Origin of the sequence: Mesorhizobium shonense (assembly GCF_040545255.1) — a bacterium.
GTDB classification, from domain to species: domain Bacteria; phylum Pseudomonadota; class Alphaproteobacteria; order Rhizobiales; family Rhizobiaceae; genus Mesorhizobium; species Mesorhizobium shonense.
Window position 1 is genome coordinate 602,063 of sequence record NZ_JBEPLM010000001.1, and the last position, 17,092, is coordinate 619,154.

Here is a 17,092-nt window from a genome sequence, read left to right on the forward strand (position 1 = left end):
GCGGCATGCACCGATCGTTGTTTTGGTGCATGCCGTGATCCCAAAACCGCTATGCACTTTTGGGCGGCATGCACCGATCTTTGTTTTGGTGCATGCCGTGATCCCAAAACCGCTATGCACTTTTGGGCGGCATGCACCGGGGGCGCATCGTTCGTGGCCTCATGCAATCACATCAGGCAGGCACGTTCCAGATTTCTTTCGCATATTGGCGGATGGTGCGATCGGACGAGAACCAGCCAACGCGGGCGACGTTGCGGATGGCGCGTGCGTACCAGTCGGGGCTGTTGCGCCACACGGCATCGACCTCGCGCTGACAGGCGGCGTAGCAATCGAAATCGGCCGCCACCATGAACCAGTCGCTCTGATAGAGGCCGTTCATGAGATCGCGATAGCGGTCGGGATCGTCGGGCGAAAAGACGCCGGACGAGATCGCGGCTACCGCCTGGGCCAGCTCCGGCGAGGCCTCGATCACGCCGCGCGGATTGTAGCCATTGTTGCGCCGGTCTGCGACCTCGGCGGTGGTGAGGCCGAAGATGAAGATGTTGTCGTCGCCGACATGCTCCTTGATCTCGACATTGGCGCCGTCGAGCGTGCCGATGGTCAGGGCGCCGTTCAGCGCGAACTTCATGTTGCCGGTGCCGGAGGCCTCCATGCCGGCGGTCGAGATCTGCTCGGAAAGATCGGCGGCCGGCATCATCAGCTCGGCCAGGCTGACATTGTAGTTCGGCACGAACACCACCTTCAGCAGGCCACGCACCGCCGGATCGCGGTTGATGACCCTGGCGACGTCGTTGGCCAGTTTGATGATCAGCTTGGCGTTGTGGTAGCTGGGCGCCGCCTTGCCGCCGAAGAATTTTACCCGTGGCATCCAGTCCCGCTCGGGATGCGAGCGGATCTGGTCGTAAAACGAGATCGCCTCCAGGATGTTGAGCAGCTGGCGCTTGTATTCGTGGATGCGCTTGACCTGGATGTCGAACAGCGCCGACGGGTCGAGCTTGATGCCGAGCCGGTCGGCGACGAGGTTCGCAAGCCTCGCCTTGTTCTGCCTCTTCACGGCGGCAAACTTCTCTCGGAAAACGGCATCGTCGGCGAGAGGATCGAGATCCTTGATCGCCTCGATGTCGTCCATGAAGCGGCCGCCGATCGCCTCGCGGGCGAGCGCGGTCAGGCCGGGATTGCACTGGATCAGCCAGCGCCGCGGCGTGATGCCGTTGGTCTTGTTGTTGATGCGGTCCGGATAGAGCTTGTGGAGATCGGCGAACACCGTCTCCTTCATCAGCTCGGTGTGGAGCGCCGAGACGCCGTTGATCGAATGCGAGCCGACGAAGGCCAGATTGCCCATGCGCACGCGACGGTCGCCATTTTCCTGGATTAGTGAGATGCGAGCGATCTGCTCGCCGGAGAACTGGTTGGTCGCGCGGGCCTCGAGCAGTACCTGCGCGTTGATGGCGTAGACGATCTGCATGTGGCGCGGCAGCAGCCGCTCGAACAGCGGCACCGGCCAGCTTTCCAGCGCCTCGGGAAGAAGCGTGTGGTTGGTGTAGGCGAAGGTGCGCGTGGTGATGTCCCAGGCGAGGTCGAAATCCATGCCGTGGACGTCCATCAAGAGCCGCATCAGCTCCGGCACGGCGACCGCGGGGTGGGTGTCGTTCAAATGGATCGCTGCCTTGTCGGGCAGCGACTTGAGGTCGCCATACTGGCTGAGATGGCGCTGGACGATGTCCTGCAGCGAGGCGGTCGAGAAGAAATATTCCTGCCTCAGCCTCAGCTCCTGCCCGGCCATGTGCGAATCGGCAGGATAAAGCACGCGCGACAGCGCGTCGGCCTTGTTGCTTTCGGCGAGCGCGCCGATGTGGTCGCCGGCATTGAACTTGTCGAGCAGGATCGGGTCGATCGGCATGCCGGACCAGAGCCGCAGCGTGTTGACGCGCCTGGCGCGCCAGCCGGCCACAGGCGTATCATAGGCGACGGCCAGCACGTGCTCGGTCGGCTTCCAGACATGGCGTTCGAGCCGGCCGTCCTTGGAGGTGATCGATTCCACCGAGCCGCCGAAGCCGACCTCGAAGGAACGTTCGCGCCGCTCGAACTCCCACGGATTGCCGTGGTCGAGCCAGGTTTCCGGCAGCTCGACCTGCCAGCCGTCATGGATCTCCTGGCGGAACATGCCGTTGGCATAGCGGATGCCGTAACCATGGGCAGGAATATCGACCGTCGCCATGCTTTCCATGAAGCAGGCTGCGAGCCGGCCGAGGCCGCCATTGCCAAGGGCTGCGTCCGGCTCGAGGCCGGCAATCAGGTCGAGGTCCACGCCGAGCGAGGCCAGCGCCTCGCGCATGTTCTCCATCAGGCCGAGATTGGAGAAGGCGTCGCGCATCAGGCGCCCGATCAGGAATTCGAGCGACAAATAATAGACGCGCTTTTCCTGCTGGTCGTAGGCTTCCTTGGTCGCCTGGATCCAGTTATCGACGACGCGGTCGCGCACAACCTTGATCGAGGCGGTCAGCCAGTCATAGGGCGTGGCGACCGTGGTGTCCTTGCCGACCCGGTATTTGAGCGACATCAAGACTTCTTCGGCGAGCGTCTTGGGATCGGGATTGTCGAGAGCGGGGGCTTCGATGGTCATGGCGGATGTCATATCGCCTCTCGTTCGGTTGGCCTGATCATACCGGCTTTCACCGTTTCTCCTACCCCACTATGCCGCGCTGCAGCATATACTAAATCGATTTAGGCCGTGATGTCCATGAGGGGCTCCTTCGGCTGTTTACCGTAGTGGGTGGAGATCAGGCCGCCAGCGCATCCTCCGGCGGCTTCTTGGCGCCGGTCATGAGGGCGACGGCATCCGACATGGAAATCTGCTTGGGATCGACGACGCAAAGGCGCCGCCCAAGCCGGTGGATGTGGATGCGATCGGCAACCTCGAAGACATGCGGCATGTTGTGGGAGATGAGCACGATCGGCAGGCCGCGCTTCTTGACGTCGAGGATCAGCTCCAGCACGCGGCGGCTTTCCTTGACGCCGAGCGCTGCAGTCGGCTCGTCCATGATCACCACCTTCGAGCCGAAGGCTGCGGCGCGCGCCACCGCGACGCCCTGGCGCTGGCCGCCCGAGAGCGTTTCCACCGCCTGGCTGATGTTCTGGATGGTCATCAGGCCAAGCTCGGTCAGCTTGTCTCGCGCGCGCTTTTCCATCGCCGGACGGTCGAGCATGCGGAACCAGCTGCCGAGCGGGCCGGGCTTGCGGATCTCGCGGCCGAGGAACATGTTGTCGGCGATCGACAGCGCCGGTGACAGCGCCAGGTTCTGATAAACGGTCTCGATGCCGGCTTCGCGGGCCTCGATGGGCGATTTGAACTGGACCTGCTTGCCGTCCAGCTCGATCACCCCCTCGTCGGCATGCACAGCGCCGGAGATCGCCTTGATCAGCGTCGACTTGCCGGCGCCGTTATCGCCGATCACCGCCAGGATTTCGCCTGGATAGAGATCGAAGTCGCAGTTGTTGAGCGCGGTCACGCGGCCATAGCGCTTGGTGAGACCGCGCGCGGTGAGGACAGCCTGCTCAGTCATGGTTACACCGAAACCTTTCTGATCCACTGGTCGATCGCCACGGCGCCGATGATCAGGACGCCGGTGAGCAGCACTTTCCACTGCGGATCGGCACCCAGCATGTTGAGGCCCATCGAGACGACGCCGACGATCATGGCGCCGAACAGCGTGCCGAGGATCGATCCGCGGCCGCCGAAGAGCGAGATACCGCCGATCACCGTCGCGGTGATCGCCTGCAGATTGTAGTCGGTGACCGCGGCGGACGGCGAGATCGAGCCGTTGCGGCCGATCGAGACCCAGGCCGCGAAGGCGGCGATCAGGCCGGCAAGCGTATAGACGGCCATAAGCACCTTCTTGGTCTGGATGCCGGAGAGCTTCGCCGCTTCCGGATCGTCGCCAACGGCGTAGACATGGCGGCCCCAGGCCGTGTGGTTGAGCACGTACCAGAGCAGCAGCACCAGCAGGACCATGGCAATGACACCAGCCGTCAGCACGGCCGAGCCGACCCTGAAGCTCAGCGCGAAGAAGTGCAGTAACGGCGCCTGGGCATCGACGTCAGCGTCGCGGATCGTCTCGTTGGCGGAATAAATGAAGTTCGTCGCCATGACGATATTCCAGGTGCCGAGCGTGACGATGAAGGGCGGCAGCTTCATGTAAGCGACCAGCAGACCGTTGAGCAGGCCGCAGGCGCCGCCAGCGGCAAGCCCTACGACCACCGCAAGAAGGGTCGGCATTCCGTAAGTGAGGGCACAGTTGCCCATGATCACGGCTGAAATCACCATGATCACGCCGACCGAGAGATCGATGCCGGCGGTCAGGATGACCAGCGTCTGGGCGGCGCCCAGAATACCGACGATGGCGATCTGCTGCAGGATCAGCGTCAAGGTGTAGGACGAGAAGAAACGTCCGCCGATGGCAATGCCGAAGATGATGACCGACAGCACCAGCACGATCAGCGGCACCGCCGCCGGCGTGGAATGCAGGAAGTGCTGGGCGCGCTTGACGAACGACTTGCCGTGCTCCTCGAAGGCGGCGACATTTGTGTCGCTGCCTGAGAGTACTTTCTCGAATTCCTGAATCTGAGACATGTCTCCTCCCGTCTGTGCGGGGCCTGCTCACTGCCCCACACGCCGTCCACGCTATCCGGTCTGTCGCCAGGATTGTCAGCGCTTACGAAAGCGCATCGTCCACCCGATGCGGCCGGGGATCAAGCCCCCGGCCGCAAGGTTTGTTGCCGGTCAGGCCAGCATCAGCCCCAGCACTTGGCGAGGCCTTCCTTGGTGTCGATCGACTTCACACCGTTGGCCGGCTTGTCGGTCACGAGGTTGACGCCGGTGTCGAAGAAGTTCTTGCCTTCGGTCGGCTTCGGCTTGGTGCCGTCCTTGGCGAAAGCGGCGATCGCCTCGATGCCGAGTGCCGCCATCTGCAGCGGATATTGCTGCGAGGTCGCGCCGATCACGCCTTCGGTCACCGACTTCACGCCGGGGCAGCCGCCATCGACCGAGACGATCAGCACCTGCTTTTCGAGGCCGACGGCCTTGAGTGCCTGGTAGGCGCCGACGGCGGCGGGCTCGTTGATGGTGTGGATGACGTTGATGGTGTTGTCCTTCTGCAGGAGGTTCTCCATCGCCTTGCGGCCGCCTTCCTCGTTGCCGTTGGTGACGTCATGACCAACGATGCGCGGATCGTCCTCGTCGCCGATCTTGTTCGGGTCCTTCACGTCGATGCCGTAGCCCATCATGAAGCCCTGGTCGCGCAGCACGTCCACCGTCGGCTGCGACGGCGTCAAGTCGAGGAAGCCGATCTTGGCGTCCTTGGCCTTGTCGCCGAGCGTGGCGGCCGCCCAGGCGCCGATCAGCTTGCCGGCTTCGAGATTGTCGGTGGCGAAAGTGGCGTCGGCAGCGTCGATCGGATCGAGCGGCGTATCCAGCGCAATCACCAGCAGGCCGGCGTCGCGGGCCTTCTTCACCGTCGGCACGATGCCTTTGGTGTCGGAGGCGGTGATCAGTATGCCCTTGGCGCCGTCAGCGATGCAGCTTTCGATAGCCGCGACCTGGCTCTCGCTGTCGCCATCGATCTTGCCGGCATAGGTCTTGAGGTCGACGCCGAGTTCTTTTGCCTTGGCGGTCGCGCCCTCCTTCATCTTGACGAAGAAGGGATTGGTGTCGGTCTTGGTGATCAGGCAGGCGCCGACGCCGGCGGCCGACGCGGACGAAGCGAATGCGAGCAGGCCCAGCCCGGCCGCCGCGAACACGGTGGACTTCAGCAGCGATTTCTTGGTCACGATTTCCTCCCAATGGAACCATTCCGGACGCCGGCCAACCCGGCGCCTCAAGCGCATCCAACCATTCTCCCAGCGTGGACGCCACCTCAAAAGACACCAGTCCAGCGCGTCTGTCAATAATTAAATCACTCTTATTTATTATTGACAGGCTTGCGTCGTTCACCCATTCTGAACGAAAAGCAGTGTGGGGAAACCGACGGGAGGAACAGGGTGGAGACCGGCATTGCGAGGCACGGTTCGCCCGAGGCTCTGGAGAGCCGCCTGCATCGCGGCACCAACCAGAGCGGTATGCGCGACCACAATGAACGGCTCGTGCTGTCGCTGGTGCGCCAGCATGGCAGCCTTGCCAAATCCGACATTGCGCGCATGACAGGGCTGTCGGCGCAGACGGTGTCGGTCATCATGCGCGAGCTCGAAGACGACAAGCTGCTCGTCCGCCAGGCGCCGCTGCGCGGCAAGATCGGCCAGCCGTCGATCCCGATGGCGCTCAACCCGGAAGGCGCCTTCTTCATCGGCCTCAAGATCGGCCGCCGCAGCGCCGAGCTGGTGCTGATCGACTTCCTCGGCAATGTGCGCGCGATGCTGCAGAATTCCTACCGCTATCCGGCGCCGCGCGAGACTGTCGAGTTCGTCACCGCGGGGATCGGAAAGATGCGCGGCGAACTGACGCCGGCGCAGGACAAGCGCATCGCCGGGCTCGGCATCGCCATGCCGTTCGAGCTCTGGAGCTGGGCCGACACCGCCGGCGCGCCGCGCGAGATCATGGACGAATGGCGCCACCGCGATATCCGTGCCGACATCCAGGCGCAGTGCGAATTTCCGGTCTATCTGCAGAACGACGCCACTTCCGCTTGCGGGGCGGAGCTCGTCTTCGGCCAGGCGGGCGCCGCGCGCGACTTCGTCTATTTCTACATCGGCGCCTTTGCCGGCGGCGGCATCGTGCTCAACGGCCGCCTGTTCGGCGGGCCGACCGGAAACGCAGGCGCGCTGGGCTCGATGCCGGTGCCCGGGCCGGACGGCAAGCCGACGCAGCTGATCGACGTCGCCTCGATCGCGATGCTGGAAAAGGCGCTCAGCGCCAAGGGCATCGACGGCTCATATCTTTGGACCTCGCCGCAGGAATGGGGCGAGATCGGCACGGAGCTCGATGATTGGATCGCCAGCGCTTCGCAGGCGCTGGCCTATGCGATCGTCGCTGCCTCCTCGGTCATCGATTTCGAAGCGGCGGTGATCGACGGCTGGATGCCGCTCGAGGTGCGGCGGCGGCTTGTCGATGCGGTCACGGATGCGATTGCCGGCATCGACGCCGAAGGGTTGAAACTGCCCGTCGTACGCGAAGGAACGGTCGGCATCCATGCGCGGGCGCTGGGTGGCGCCAGCCTGCCGCTTTCCGAGCGCTTCCTGATCGGACCGACCACGATTTCCAGGAGCGCCTGACCATGCTGATCGGCATCCCGCCGCTGCTCGGCCCGCAGCTTCTGGCGACGCTGCGAGCCATGGGCCATGGTGACGAGATCGCCATCGTCGACGGCAATTATCCCGCCGAGGAACAGGCGCGCAGGCTGATCCGCGCCGACGGCCATCACGTCATTCCGGTGCTCGATGCCGTTTTGAGCGTGCTTCCGGTGGACGAGACGGCGCCGGAGGCTTTGTTTCGCGCTTCGGTCAAAGGCGATCCGGTGCTCGCCGATCCCGTGCATCGCGAGATGGAAGCGGTCTGCGCGAGGCGCGCGCCGCGCCACAAGGTGATTGCGCTGGCCGGCGCCGACTTCTATGCACGGGTCAAGGCCGCGCACGCGATCGTCGCGACCAGCGAACCCAGGCTCTATGCCAACATCATCATCCGCAAAGGCGTGATCCAGCCGCCGGAGACCGACAAGAAATGATCCTTTGCTGTGGCGAAGCCCTGATCGACATGCTGCCGCGCACGACGACGGAAGGCGAAGCGGCCTTCGCGCCTTATGTCGGCGGCGCGGTGTTCAACAGCGCGATCGCGCTTGGGCGGCTCGGCGCCCCGGCGGGCTTCTTCTGCGGCCTTTCCTCCGACCTGTTCGGCGGCCAGCTCCGCGAGGCGCTCGGCGCAAGCAAGGTGAGCTCGACCTATGCCCACACCTCGCCAAAGCCCACGACGCTCGCCTTCGTGCGGCTCACCAACGGCCAGGCGACCTACACCTTCTATGACGAGAACACCGCCGGGCGGATGCTGACCATCGAGGACCTGCCGAAGCTGGGCGCCGAGATCGAGGCGATGCTGTTCGGCGCCATCAGCCTGATTTCGGAACCTGCGGGATCCGCCTATGAGGAGTTCATGCGGCGCGAGCACAAGAGCCGGGTGATGATGCTCGACCCCAACATCCGGCCGAACTTCATCCCGGACAAGGCCAAGCATCTCAGACGCATCCGCGAGATGATGGCGATGGCCGACATCGTCAAGCTCTCGGACGAAGACCTCAACTGGTTCGACGAAGCAGGCTCGCATGAGGACGTCGTGCGCAACTGGCTGGACCGCGGCCCCAAGCTGATCGTCGTCACCCATGGCAGCGAAGGCGCGGTCGGCTACAGCCGGGAACACAAGGTCACGGTCGTGCCGCAGAAGGTGAAGGTGGTCGACACGGTCGGCGCCGGCGACACCTTCAATGCCGGCATCCTCGCCTCGCTGCACGAGCAGGGCCTGCTCACCAAGGCGGCGATCGGCAGCCTGCCGGAGGACGCGATCCGCAAGGCGCTGGAGCTTGGCGCCAAGGCGGCCGCGGTGACCGTGTCGCGGGCCGGCGCCAACCCGCCCTGGCGGCAGGAAATAGCCTGATCGGCTGTCGACAAGGCCCTTCCCGACCGATCACTTTATGTTTCCAAGGACCGGAACAGCGCGATAGAGGGCTCCGAGAATGCACCCGGAAGCCGGGATTTTCCTGCTTCCTCGGGCAATAGGCCGGCAAAAGACGGTAACAGGCTGCGACACTTGCGCAATTCGCCTCGGCCATGGCCGGCTTTTTCAGCCGTGCCAAGTCTGGTACCAGCGGGCCGGTTATTGATAGCAGCGACGTGCGCCCATCCGGAAAAGCACGCTCCAGCACTTTTGAAGCCATTGAGGCCGACATGCAGTTCATCGATCTTGGCGCGCAGCGCGAACGAATCCGCGACCGGTTGAAGTCCGCGATCGACCGAGTGGTCGAAGACGGGCGTTACATCCTCGGGCCCCAGGTCACCGAATTCGAGAACAAGCTCGCGGCCTACGTCGGCGTCAAGCATGTGGTGGCCTGCGCCAACGGCACCGATGCGCTGCTTCTGCCGCTGTTTGCCGCCGGCATCGGCCCGGGCGACGCCGTGTTCGTGCCGAGCTTCACCTTTGCCGCGACGGCCGAAGTGGTGGCGCTCGCCAAGGCCGAGCCGGTGTTCGTCGACGTCGATCCCGACACCTACAACATCGACGTCGCCGGCCTCGAGGCGGCGATCGAGATGATCAAGAAGGAAGGCCGCTTGACGCCGAAGGCGATCATCCCGGTCGACCTATTCGGGCTTTCCGCCGACTACGAGGCGATCATGGCGATCGCCAAGCGCGAAAACCTGCTGGTGATCGAGGACGCGGCCCAGTCGATGGGCGGCTCCGCCGACGGCAAAATGTGCGGCGCCTTCGGCCATGTCGGCTCGACGAGCTTTTACCCGGCGAAGCCCCTCGGCTGCTATGGCGACGGCGGCGCGATGTTCACCAATGACGCTGCGCTGGCCGACAAGCTCAGATCCTTCGCCTTCCACGGCAAGGGAGAGACGCAATACGACAACGTCCGCGTCGGCATCAATTCGCGCCTCGACACGCTGCAGGCGGCGATCCTGATCGAGAAGCTCGCCATCCTCGAGGAAGAGATGGTGGCCCGGCAAGCAGTCGCCGACCGCTATGCCAAGGGGCTTGGCGACATCGTCAAGGCATCGCGCAACCTCGGCCACGGCCGCTCGGCCTGGGCGCAATACGCCATCGAGACGCCGAAGCGCGACGGGCTGAAGGCCCATCTCGGCGAAAAGGGCATCCCGTCGGTCATCTACTATGTGAAGCCGCTGCACGAACAGGTCGCCTACAAGGACTATCCGCGCGCGCCGACCGGCCTTGCCGTCTCGGAAGCGCTGCCGAAGCAGATCCTCTGCTTGCCGATGCACGCTTATCTGAGCGAAGCCGACCAGGACAAGATCATCGAGACGATCCGCAACTATATCGGCTCGAACTCCGCGCACGTCGCGGCGGCTTGATGATCTCCCCCCTTGAGGGGGAGATGGCCGGCAGGCCAGAGGGGGTCGCCGCGCGTGAAGCGCCGACTTCGTTTTCAGCGCGACGGCTGCACGAATGGCGTCGTGCCAGTTGAGGCGACCCCCTCTGTCGCCTTCGGCGACATCTCCCCCTCAAGGGGGGAGATTAAACAGCAACGCCCTTCCCTGTCGCAATGAAATGCGGGTTGGCGAAATCGGTGTCGCTGGCCTGGTTGCGCTTGCCGTAGACGAGCGGCTCGCCGTCCAGCGTGCGCGTCATGCCGCCGGCGGCGCGCAGCACCGCATCGCCGGCCGCGGTGTCCCATTCCATGGTGCGGCCGAAACGCGGATAGACATCGGCCTCGGCGGCGGCGAGCAGGCAGAATTTCAGCGACGAGCCTATGGAGACGATCTCGGCGGCGCCGAGATCGCGGATGAAGGCGTCGGTCTCAGGCGTGTTGTGCGAGCGGCTGGCTACGACCGCAAGCGGCGTGCCCCCTGCCCGCACGGCAATCGGCCGTCGGCCGACGATGCGATAGTCGCCATCCACTTCGATCGCTTCCGCCTTGCCCGGCCGGCCGGAGAAAAAACGCCCGGTGCAAGGCGCGAAGACGACGCCGACTTCCGGCACGCCATGGCGCACGAGCGCGATGTTGACGGTGAAATCGGTGCGGCGGTTGACGAATTCCTTGGTGCCGTCGAGCGGATCAACCAGGAAGAAGGCGCCGTCGAGGTCGGGCGTGGCAATGCCCGCCGCAACCTCCTCCTCGGCCACGCAAGGGATGTCCGGATAAGCGGAGCGAAGGCCGGCGAGGATGATCTTCTCGCTTTCGCGATCGGCTTCGGTCACGGGCGAAGAGTCGGACTTCTTGTCGACCGCGCAGCCCTCGTGGAAGACGCGCATGACCTCGCGCCCGGCGTCTAACGCCAAGCGCTCGAAGACCCCGAGCATGGCCTCGTCGTCAGATGCCGCCGCCACTGTCATACTGCTCTTCGGCAATGTCGCGCTCGTTCAGCCAGTGTTCCAGGGCTTCCGCCATCTCCTGCGGGCTCTTGCCGAGAGTCTCGAGGTGGATCTCGGGATTCTCCGGCGCCTCATAGGGGGAATCGACGCCGGTGAAATTCTTGATCTCGCCGCTCAATGCGCGCGCGTAAAGGCCCTTCGGGTCACGGCGGGCGCATTCCTCGAACGGCGTGTCGACGAACACTTCGACGAATTCGCCCTCGCCCATCAGCTCACGCGCCATGCGCCGCTCGGCGCTGAAGGGCGAGATGAAGGAGACGATGACGATCAGGCCGGCATCGGCCATCAGCTTCGCCACCTCGGCAACGCGGCGGATGTTTTCGACGCGATCGGCGTCGGTGAAGCCGAGATCGCGGTTGAGGCCGTGGCGGACATTGTCGCCGTCGAGAATATAGGTGTGACGGCCGGACGCGAACAGCTTCTTCTCGAAGAGATTTGCGATGGTCGACTTGCCCGAGCCGGACAGGCCGGTGAACCAGAACACGGCCGAGCGCTGGTTCTTCAGGTCGCTGCGGCCGCGCTTGCCGACATCGAGCGACTGCCAGTGGATGTTTTCGGCACGGCGCAGCGAATGCAGGATCATACCGGCGCCGACGGTGGCATTGCTGATGCGATCGATCAGGATGAAGGCGCCGGCGGTGCGGTTCTCAGCGAAGGGATCGAAGGCGATCGGCGCCCGCGTCGAGAGGTTGCATACGCCGACCTCGTTGAGGTCGAGAGACTTCGCCGCCTCATGCGCGAAATCGTTGACGTTGACCCGGTACTTCAGTTCGGTGACGGTGGCGCTGACCTGGTCGGTTTCGGTTCGCAGGATATAGGAACGGCCCGGCAGCAGCGCCTGTTCGTCGAACCAGACGACGTTGGCTGTGAACTGGTCGGCGACCTGCGGACGTGCGGCCGGCGACACCAGCATGTTGCCGCGCGACACTTCGACCTCGTCCTCGAGGACGAGCGTGACGGCCTGGCCGGCGACGGCCTGCTCGAGGTCGCCGCCATGCGCGACGATGCGCTTGACGCGCGAGGCCCTGCCCGACTTGGCGACCACGACCTCGTCGCCTTGCGAAACCGTGCCCGAGGCGATGGTGCCGGCAAAGCCGCGGAAATCGAGGTTCGGACGGTTCACATACTGGACGGGGAAGCGGAACGGCAGCTCGACGGCGGCCTCATCGACCGACACCGTTTCCAGATGCTCGATCAGTGATGGGCCGGAATACCAGGGCGTGCGCTCCGAGCCGGTGGTTACGTTGTCGCCATAGCGCGCCGACATCGGGATCGGCACGACGCTCTCGAAGCCCAGTCCCTTCGCGAACGCGCCGTAGTCCGCCACGATGTCGTCGAAGACGGTCTTGTCGAAGCCGACAAGGTCGATCTTGTTGACGGCAAGCACGATGTGGCGGATGCCGAGCAGCGAGGCAATGATCGAATGGCGCCTGGTCTGGCGCAAAACGCCCTGGCGCGCGTCGATCAGCACGATGGCGAGATCGGCGGTCGACGCACCCGTCGCCATGTTGCGCGTGTACTGCTCGTGGCCGGGCGTGTCGGCGACGATGAACTTGCGCTTCGGCGTGGCGAAGAAGCGGTAGGCGACGTCGATGGTGATGCCCTGCTCGCGCTCGGCCTCCAGCCCGTCGACCAAAAGCGCGAAGTCGACGTCTTCGCCGGTGGTGCCGTGCTTGCGCGAATCGCGCTCCAGCGCGGCGAGCTGGTCCTCGAATATCTGCTTGGTGTCGGAAAGCAGCCGGCCGATCAGCGTCGACTTGCCGTCGTCGACCGAGCCACAGGTGAGGAAGCGCAGCAGCGACTTCTTTTCCTGCGCGGTCATGTAGTCGCGGATCGAGTCGGTCGGGGCGAGGCTCTTGGCCAGGATGTGACGCATGCTCAGAAATACCCCTCGCGCTTCTTTTTTTCCATGGAGCCGGCCTCGTCGCGGTCGATGAGGCGGCCCTGGCGCTCGGATGTGCGGGCGGTCAGCATCTCGCCGACAATGGCTTCCAGCGTATCGGCATCCGATTCGATGGCACCCGTCAGCGGATAGCAGCCCAGCGTGCGGAAGCGCACGAGACGGTTCTCGACCGTCTCGCCGGGACGCAGTTGCATGCGATCGTCATCCTTCATGATGAGCATGCCGTCGCGTTCGACAACCGGCCGTTCCTTGGCGAAATAGAGCGGCACGATCGGGATATTTTCCTGCAAAATATACTGCCAGATGTCGAGCTCGGTCCAGTTGGACAGCGGAAAGACGCGGATCGACTCGCCCGGCGCGATGCGGGTGTTGAAGATCTTCCACATCTCCGGCCGCTGGTTCTTCGGGTCCCAGGCATGCTGCGCGTTGCGGAAGGAAAAGATACGCTCCTTGGCGCGCGACTTCTCCTCGTCACGGCGGGCGCCGCCGAAGGCCGCGTCGAAGCCGTATTTGTCGAGCGCCTGGCGCAGCGCCACCGTCTTCATCACATGGGTGTGGGTGTTGGAGCCGTGATCGAACGGATTGATGTTGTCGCGTACGCCGTCCTCGTTGACATGGACGAGCAGGTCGAAGCCCAGCTTCTGCGCCATCTGGTCGCGAAAGGCGATCATCTCGCGGAACTTCCAGGTCGTGTCGACATGCAGGAAGGGAAATGGCGGCTTGGCCGGATAGAAGGCCTTCATGGCCAGATGCATCAGCACCGAGGAATCCTTGCCGACCGAATAGAGCATCACCGGCTTGGAGAACGAGGCCGCAACCTCACGGAAGATGTGGATGGATTCGGCCTCAAGCCGCTGCAGATGGGTGAGCGCGATGTTCATGGACTGTTGAGCGTTCTTTCGTGCCGGCCAGAACCTTGCTGCAGGCGATTGGCGCGGTTTCCCTCAAACAGCCCGTCAAGCCCTGGACATTCTGGCGGGCGTTCTAGCAGATCGCCATTATCCATAACAATGCAAGACGCGCGCCGGGCACTGCGGTTCGGGAATGAATTTTCCAAGTAAGCCAGATTAGACGGAAAATCCTCCCAGGCAAGCTGAGCAATAGAGAGGCACCGAACAAACCTGTTGCCTCGATCGGCTAGATTGACTTTCCAACGGCTTTCGACCACGTCGGCGATTTTTGACTGAACATCCTTCGGCCGCCCTATCGGAGATCGGCGCCAGACGCTATACCGGCGCGGGAAACGGGGCGAGGCGCGACAGAACGGGGTCGAGGGCAACTGCCACCGCCGCGGGTCTGCGCACAACCTGGAAGATTGCGAAGCAAGGCATTGAACCCGTTTACATCGCTCCGGCGCCACCTCGCGCCGAAACAGATCAACATCTACTTCTCGATCATCTGCTTCTTCTCGCCGCCTGTGCTGGGATCGGTGGTGAGCTTCGTCTTCAACGGCGGCGGGCTGTGGTCCGTTTTCCTGCTCGCCTTCGGGCGGCGGCGATTCAACATCGACGGGCCGATGCTCGCCATGACGGTGGCGATCTATGCCTATTGCGTGGCCATGGTCCTCGCTTCGATCGTCAACGGTGCGCTCGGGGCGGATTTGAAATATTTCCTGGCGCTGATCACCTTGCTGTTCTTCCCGTTTTCCTATTCGACCTGGAGCATCACTGACAAGCTCACCCTTGCGCGCATAGCCGTGCTTGCAAGTGCCGCGGCATGTTGCGGCGCGCTGGCGATCGCCGTCGTTCAGTATCACTGGGTCGGCATGCGGGCCGAGGGCGGCGCCGGAAATGCGATCGTGTTCGCGACGGTCACCTGTCTTGCCGCCATGATGTGCCTTGCCGGCGCGCTCTCGGGGATCGTGAAGGGCTGGAAGGCGCTCGCCGGTGCGGCGCTCGCTGGGGTGGCGGCGATCCTCCTTTCCGGATCGCGCATCATCTGGGTTGCCCTGCCGATCGCCGCCATCGCCGTCCTGCTGATCAACCGCCGCCGCTTCGCCGGCGCCAATCTGACGCGTTTGGCTTTGATCGCAGGTGCGGCCTGCCTGCTCGTCGCGGCCATCGGCTTCCCCGTCATCATGGAACGCGCCGACTTCCTGTTCAGCGACTTGGACGCATTGACGACCAAGGGCGATCACTCGACTGCGATCGGCCTGCGCGTGGCGATGTGGGAGATCGGGGTCGGCGCTTTCCGTGAGATGCCGATCTTCGGCCATGGCATCTCGGCTAGCCGGGCACTGATGAAACAAGGCTTTCACGACCAATTCGGCATGACCGCAGGGTATAATCACTATCACGACGGCTTCCTGACCGCGGCGGTGCAGGCCGGTTTGTTGGGGGCGCTGGCGCTTGCTGCGATATTCGTGGTCGCGGCCCGGAACGCGGCAAGGGCGCTGCGCCTTAGCGCCGAACCGGTGGAACGGTTCGGCGCAACGATGATCATCGTCACGGTCATCACCTATCTCATCGGCGGACTGACCGGCATCCTGGTCGGCCAGGACCTTCTCGATTCGACGCTGATGGTGTTCCTGGTTTCCGGAACCTATCTGGCTTGCGGGCGAACGGTGCCGCCGATCGTCGAGGGCGCCGGCGCAATGGCGCCGAACACCAGCCACCATTCATGAAGGTTCTGGTCACCGGCGCGACAGGCTTCATCGGGCGCAAGGTCGTCGGCCGGTTGCAAGAGGCCGGATTCGACGTACGGGTCGCCTCGCGCCGGCCGGAAAGGCTGGCAGCCGCAGACGATGCCGTTCTGCTGCCTGGCGTCAACGCGCCGGACGAGGCCTTCCTGGCGCTGATGCGTGACGTGACGCATGTCGTTCACTGCGCGGCGCTCAACAACGATCGCGGTGCCAGCGAGGCCGACTACCGGGCTGCCAATGCGGCGTTGACCGGGCGGCTGGCCAAGGCTGCGGCCATTGGTACCGGCGGGCGCTTCATCTATCTTTCCTCGATCCGGGCCGTGGCCGGTCCCGGCTTCAGCGGCACGATCAATGAGGCGACGCCCCCCGCCCCGCAATGCGCCTATGGCCGCTCCAAGCGCGAAGGCGAGATCAGGATGCTGGAAGCCTTTAGACTAGCCGGACGTGCTGGAGCAACGGCGCTGCGGCTGCCGCCGGCCTATGGCGAAGGCATGAAGGGAAACTTGCGAGGGCTGATGCGGCTTGCAGCCACTCCCTTTCCATTGCCCACAGCTGCTTTCACGGCAGTTCGTTCGCTGATATCGCATGACGCGGTGGCCGGTGCCGTGGTGCATCTTTTGACCCGTCCTATGCCGCCGCGTCCGACCTATGTCTTAGGCGATGCTTCCCCAGTCGCGATATTCGAAATCATCAGGGCGTTCCGCCGTGGGTTCGGCATTCCGTCGCGCTTTCTATCCCTGCCGGCTCGACCGTTCAGGCTGGTGGCGACACTGCTTGGCAGACAAGCTTCGTACGAAGCCTCTGTTGCGACACAGATCTGTGACCCGTCACTGCTGATTTCGGAAGGCTGGGCGCCGGAGGCCGACACGTTCGACCGGCTTCGCGACGTGGCGCGACAGGCCGCTCAGGCCCGGTAAAATGTGCCAATAAGGATTTTGAGGTCGAGGCCGATGGAGGCAGCCTTGAGGTAGGCGGCATCGGTCTCGGCGCAGAGACTTGGGTCGGACATGTCGATGCCCTTGATCTGCGCGAGCCCGGTGATGCCCGGAAGCGCCGGCAGCACGCCCAGCCGCTGCCGGTGCCCGATCAGTTCCGTCTGCGTCGGCAGGCACGGACGGGGCCCGACAAGGCTCATCTCGCCTTTCAGCACGTTCCAGAGTTGCGGCAGCTCGTCGATCTTGGTCCGGCGCAGCACCTTGCCGACAGCAGTGACCGAACTGGCCGGCGCCTCATGCGTGGGCAAGGAGGGGGTATCGCGATGCATCGTGCGCAGCTTGTGGCAGGCAAAGACAGCGCCCCCGCGTCCGACGCGTGGCTGCGAAAAGATGGCCGGCCCCGGCGACGTCGCCCGGATCGCCAGCATGGCGACGAGCACGATCGGCGACGTCACCGCCAGCATCACGGCCGCAATAATGAGATCGAAAGCCCGCTTTGCCGTCACGGCTTAGATCCGGCGCCGACG

General features: G+C 64.1%; 14 protein-coding genes. 6 read left to right on the forward strand and 8 right to left on the reverse strand.

Going from position 1 to position 17,092, the window contains the following annotated elements; translation table 11 throughout:
- Window positions 1–172: 172 nt before the first annotated feature.
- The 4 genes from ABID26_RS03195 to ABID26_RS03210 form a co-directional block, all read right to left on the reverse strand.
- Entirely contained in the window at window positions 173–2,635 is a 2,463-nt protein-coding gene (locus ABID26_RS03195) for a glycogen/starch/alpha-glucan phosphorylase (RefSeq protein ID WP_354413743.1), read from the reverse strand.
- A gap of 145 nt (window positions 2,636–2,780) precedes the next feature.
- Entirely contained in the window at window positions 2,781–3,563 is a 783-nt protein-coding gene (locus ABID26_RS03200) for an ATP-binding cassette domain-containing protein (protein WP_126101388.1), read from the reverse strand.
- 2 nt (window positions 3,564–3,565) lie between these two features.
- On the reverse strand, window positions 3,566–4,630 hold the full coding sequence (locus tag ABID26_RS03205) for an ABC transporter permease (RefSeq protein ID WP_292339339.1): 1,065 nt from the start codon (window positions 4,628–4,630) through the stop codon (window positions 3,566–3,568).
- Between the two features lie 161 nt (window positions 4,631–4,791).
- Window positions 4,792–5,796: a sugar ABC transporter substrate-binding protein gene (locus ABID26_RS03210; protein ID WP_435528544.1), complete on the reverse strand. Its 1,005-nt coding sequence runs from the start codon at window positions 5,794–5,796 to the stop codon at window positions 4,792–4,794.
- Between the two features lie 240 nt (window positions 5,797–6,036).
- Here ABID26_RS03210 and ABID26_RS03215 point away from each other — a divergent pair, with 240 nt between their 5' ends.
- From ABID26_RS03215 to ABID26_RS03230, 4 genes are all read left to right on the forward strand, one after another.
- Window positions 6,037–7,263, forward strand: coding sequence for an ROK family transcriptional regulator (locus ABID26_RS03215; protein ID WP_292339340.1), 1,227 nt, complete (start codon window positions 6,037–6,039; stop codon window positions 7,261–7,263).
- 2 nt (window positions 7,264–7,265) lie between these two features.
- Window positions 7,266–7,712 carry an RbsD/FucU family protein gene (locus ABID26_RS03220; protein WP_292366908.1) on the forward strand — a complete coding sequence of 149 codons (447 nt, stop codon included), beginning with the start codon at window positions 7,266–7,268 and terminating at the stop codon, window positions 7,710–7,712.
- Entirely contained in the window at window positions 7,709–8,632 is a 924-nt protein-coding gene (locus tag ABID26_RS03225) for a carbohydrate kinase family protein (RefSeq protein WP_292339341.1), read from the forward strand. Before ABID26_RS03220 ends, ABID26_RS03225 begins: the two co-directional genes overlap by 4 nt.
- Window positions 8,633–8,922: 290 nt before the next feature.
- Complete coding sequence (locus ABID26_RS03230; RefSeq protein WP_354413748.1) at window positions 8,923–10,065, forward strand: DegT/DnrJ/EryC1/StrS family aminotransferase; 1,143 nt, start codon at window positions 8,923–8,925, stop codon at window positions 10,063–10,065.
- A gap of 163 nt (window positions 10,066–10,228) precedes the next feature.
- On the opposite strand, the gene cysQ is transcribed toward ABID26_RS03230, so the two are convergent.
- The 3 genes from cysQ to cysD are packed head-to-tail and all read right to left on the reverse strand — an operon-like array spanning window position 10,229 to window position 13,870.
- Entirely contained in the window at window positions 10,229–11,014 is a 786-nt protein-coding gene (gene cysQ / locus ABID26_RS03235; RefSeq protein ID WP_354414226.1) for a 3'(2'),5'-bisphosphate nucleotidase CysQ, read from the reverse strand.
- Between the two features lie 10 nt (window positions 11,015–11,024).
- A complete protein-coding gene (gene cysN / locus ABID26_RS03240) occupies window positions 11,025–12,962 on the reverse strand; it encodes a sulfate adenylyltransferase subunit CysN (RefSeq protein ID WP_354413751.1) in 1,938 nt (645 codons plus the stop codon).
- Between the two features lie 2 nt (window positions 12,963–12,964).
- Window positions 12,965–13,870, reverse strand: coding sequence for a sulfate adenylyltransferase subunit CysD (gene cysD / locus ABID26_RS03245; protein WP_126101397.1), 906 nt, complete (start codon window positions 13,868–13,870; stop codon window positions 12,965–12,967).
- Between the two features lie 449 nt (window positions 13,871–14,319).
- Between cysD and ABID26_RS03250 the strand changes: the two genes are divergently transcribed.
- Window positions 14,320–15,612, forward strand: coding sequence for an O-antigen ligase family protein (locus ABID26_RS03250; protein WP_354413754.1), 1,293 nt, complete (start codon window positions 14,320–14,322; stop codon window positions 15,610–15,612).
- Complete coding sequence (locus tag ABID26_RS03255; RefSeq protein ID WP_354413757.1) at window positions 15,609–16,547, forward strand: NAD-dependent epimerase/dehydratase family protein; 939 nt, start codon at window positions 15,609–15,611, stop codon at window positions 16,545–16,547. Before ABID26_RS03250 ends, ABID26_RS03255 begins: the two co-directional genes overlap by 4 nt.
- On the opposite strand, the gene ABID26_RS03260 is transcribed toward ABID26_RS03255, so the two are convergent.
- Window positions 16,535–17,029 carry a sugar transferase gene (locus ABID26_RS03260; RefSeq protein ID WP_354414228.1) on the reverse strand — a complete coding sequence of 165 codons (495 nt, stop codon included), beginning with the start codon at window positions 17,027–17,029 and terminating at the stop codon, window positions 16,535–16,537. The genes ABID26_RS03255 and ABID26_RS03260 overlap by 13 nt on opposite strands.
- Between the last annotated feature and the right edge of the window lie 63 nt (window positions 17,030–17,092).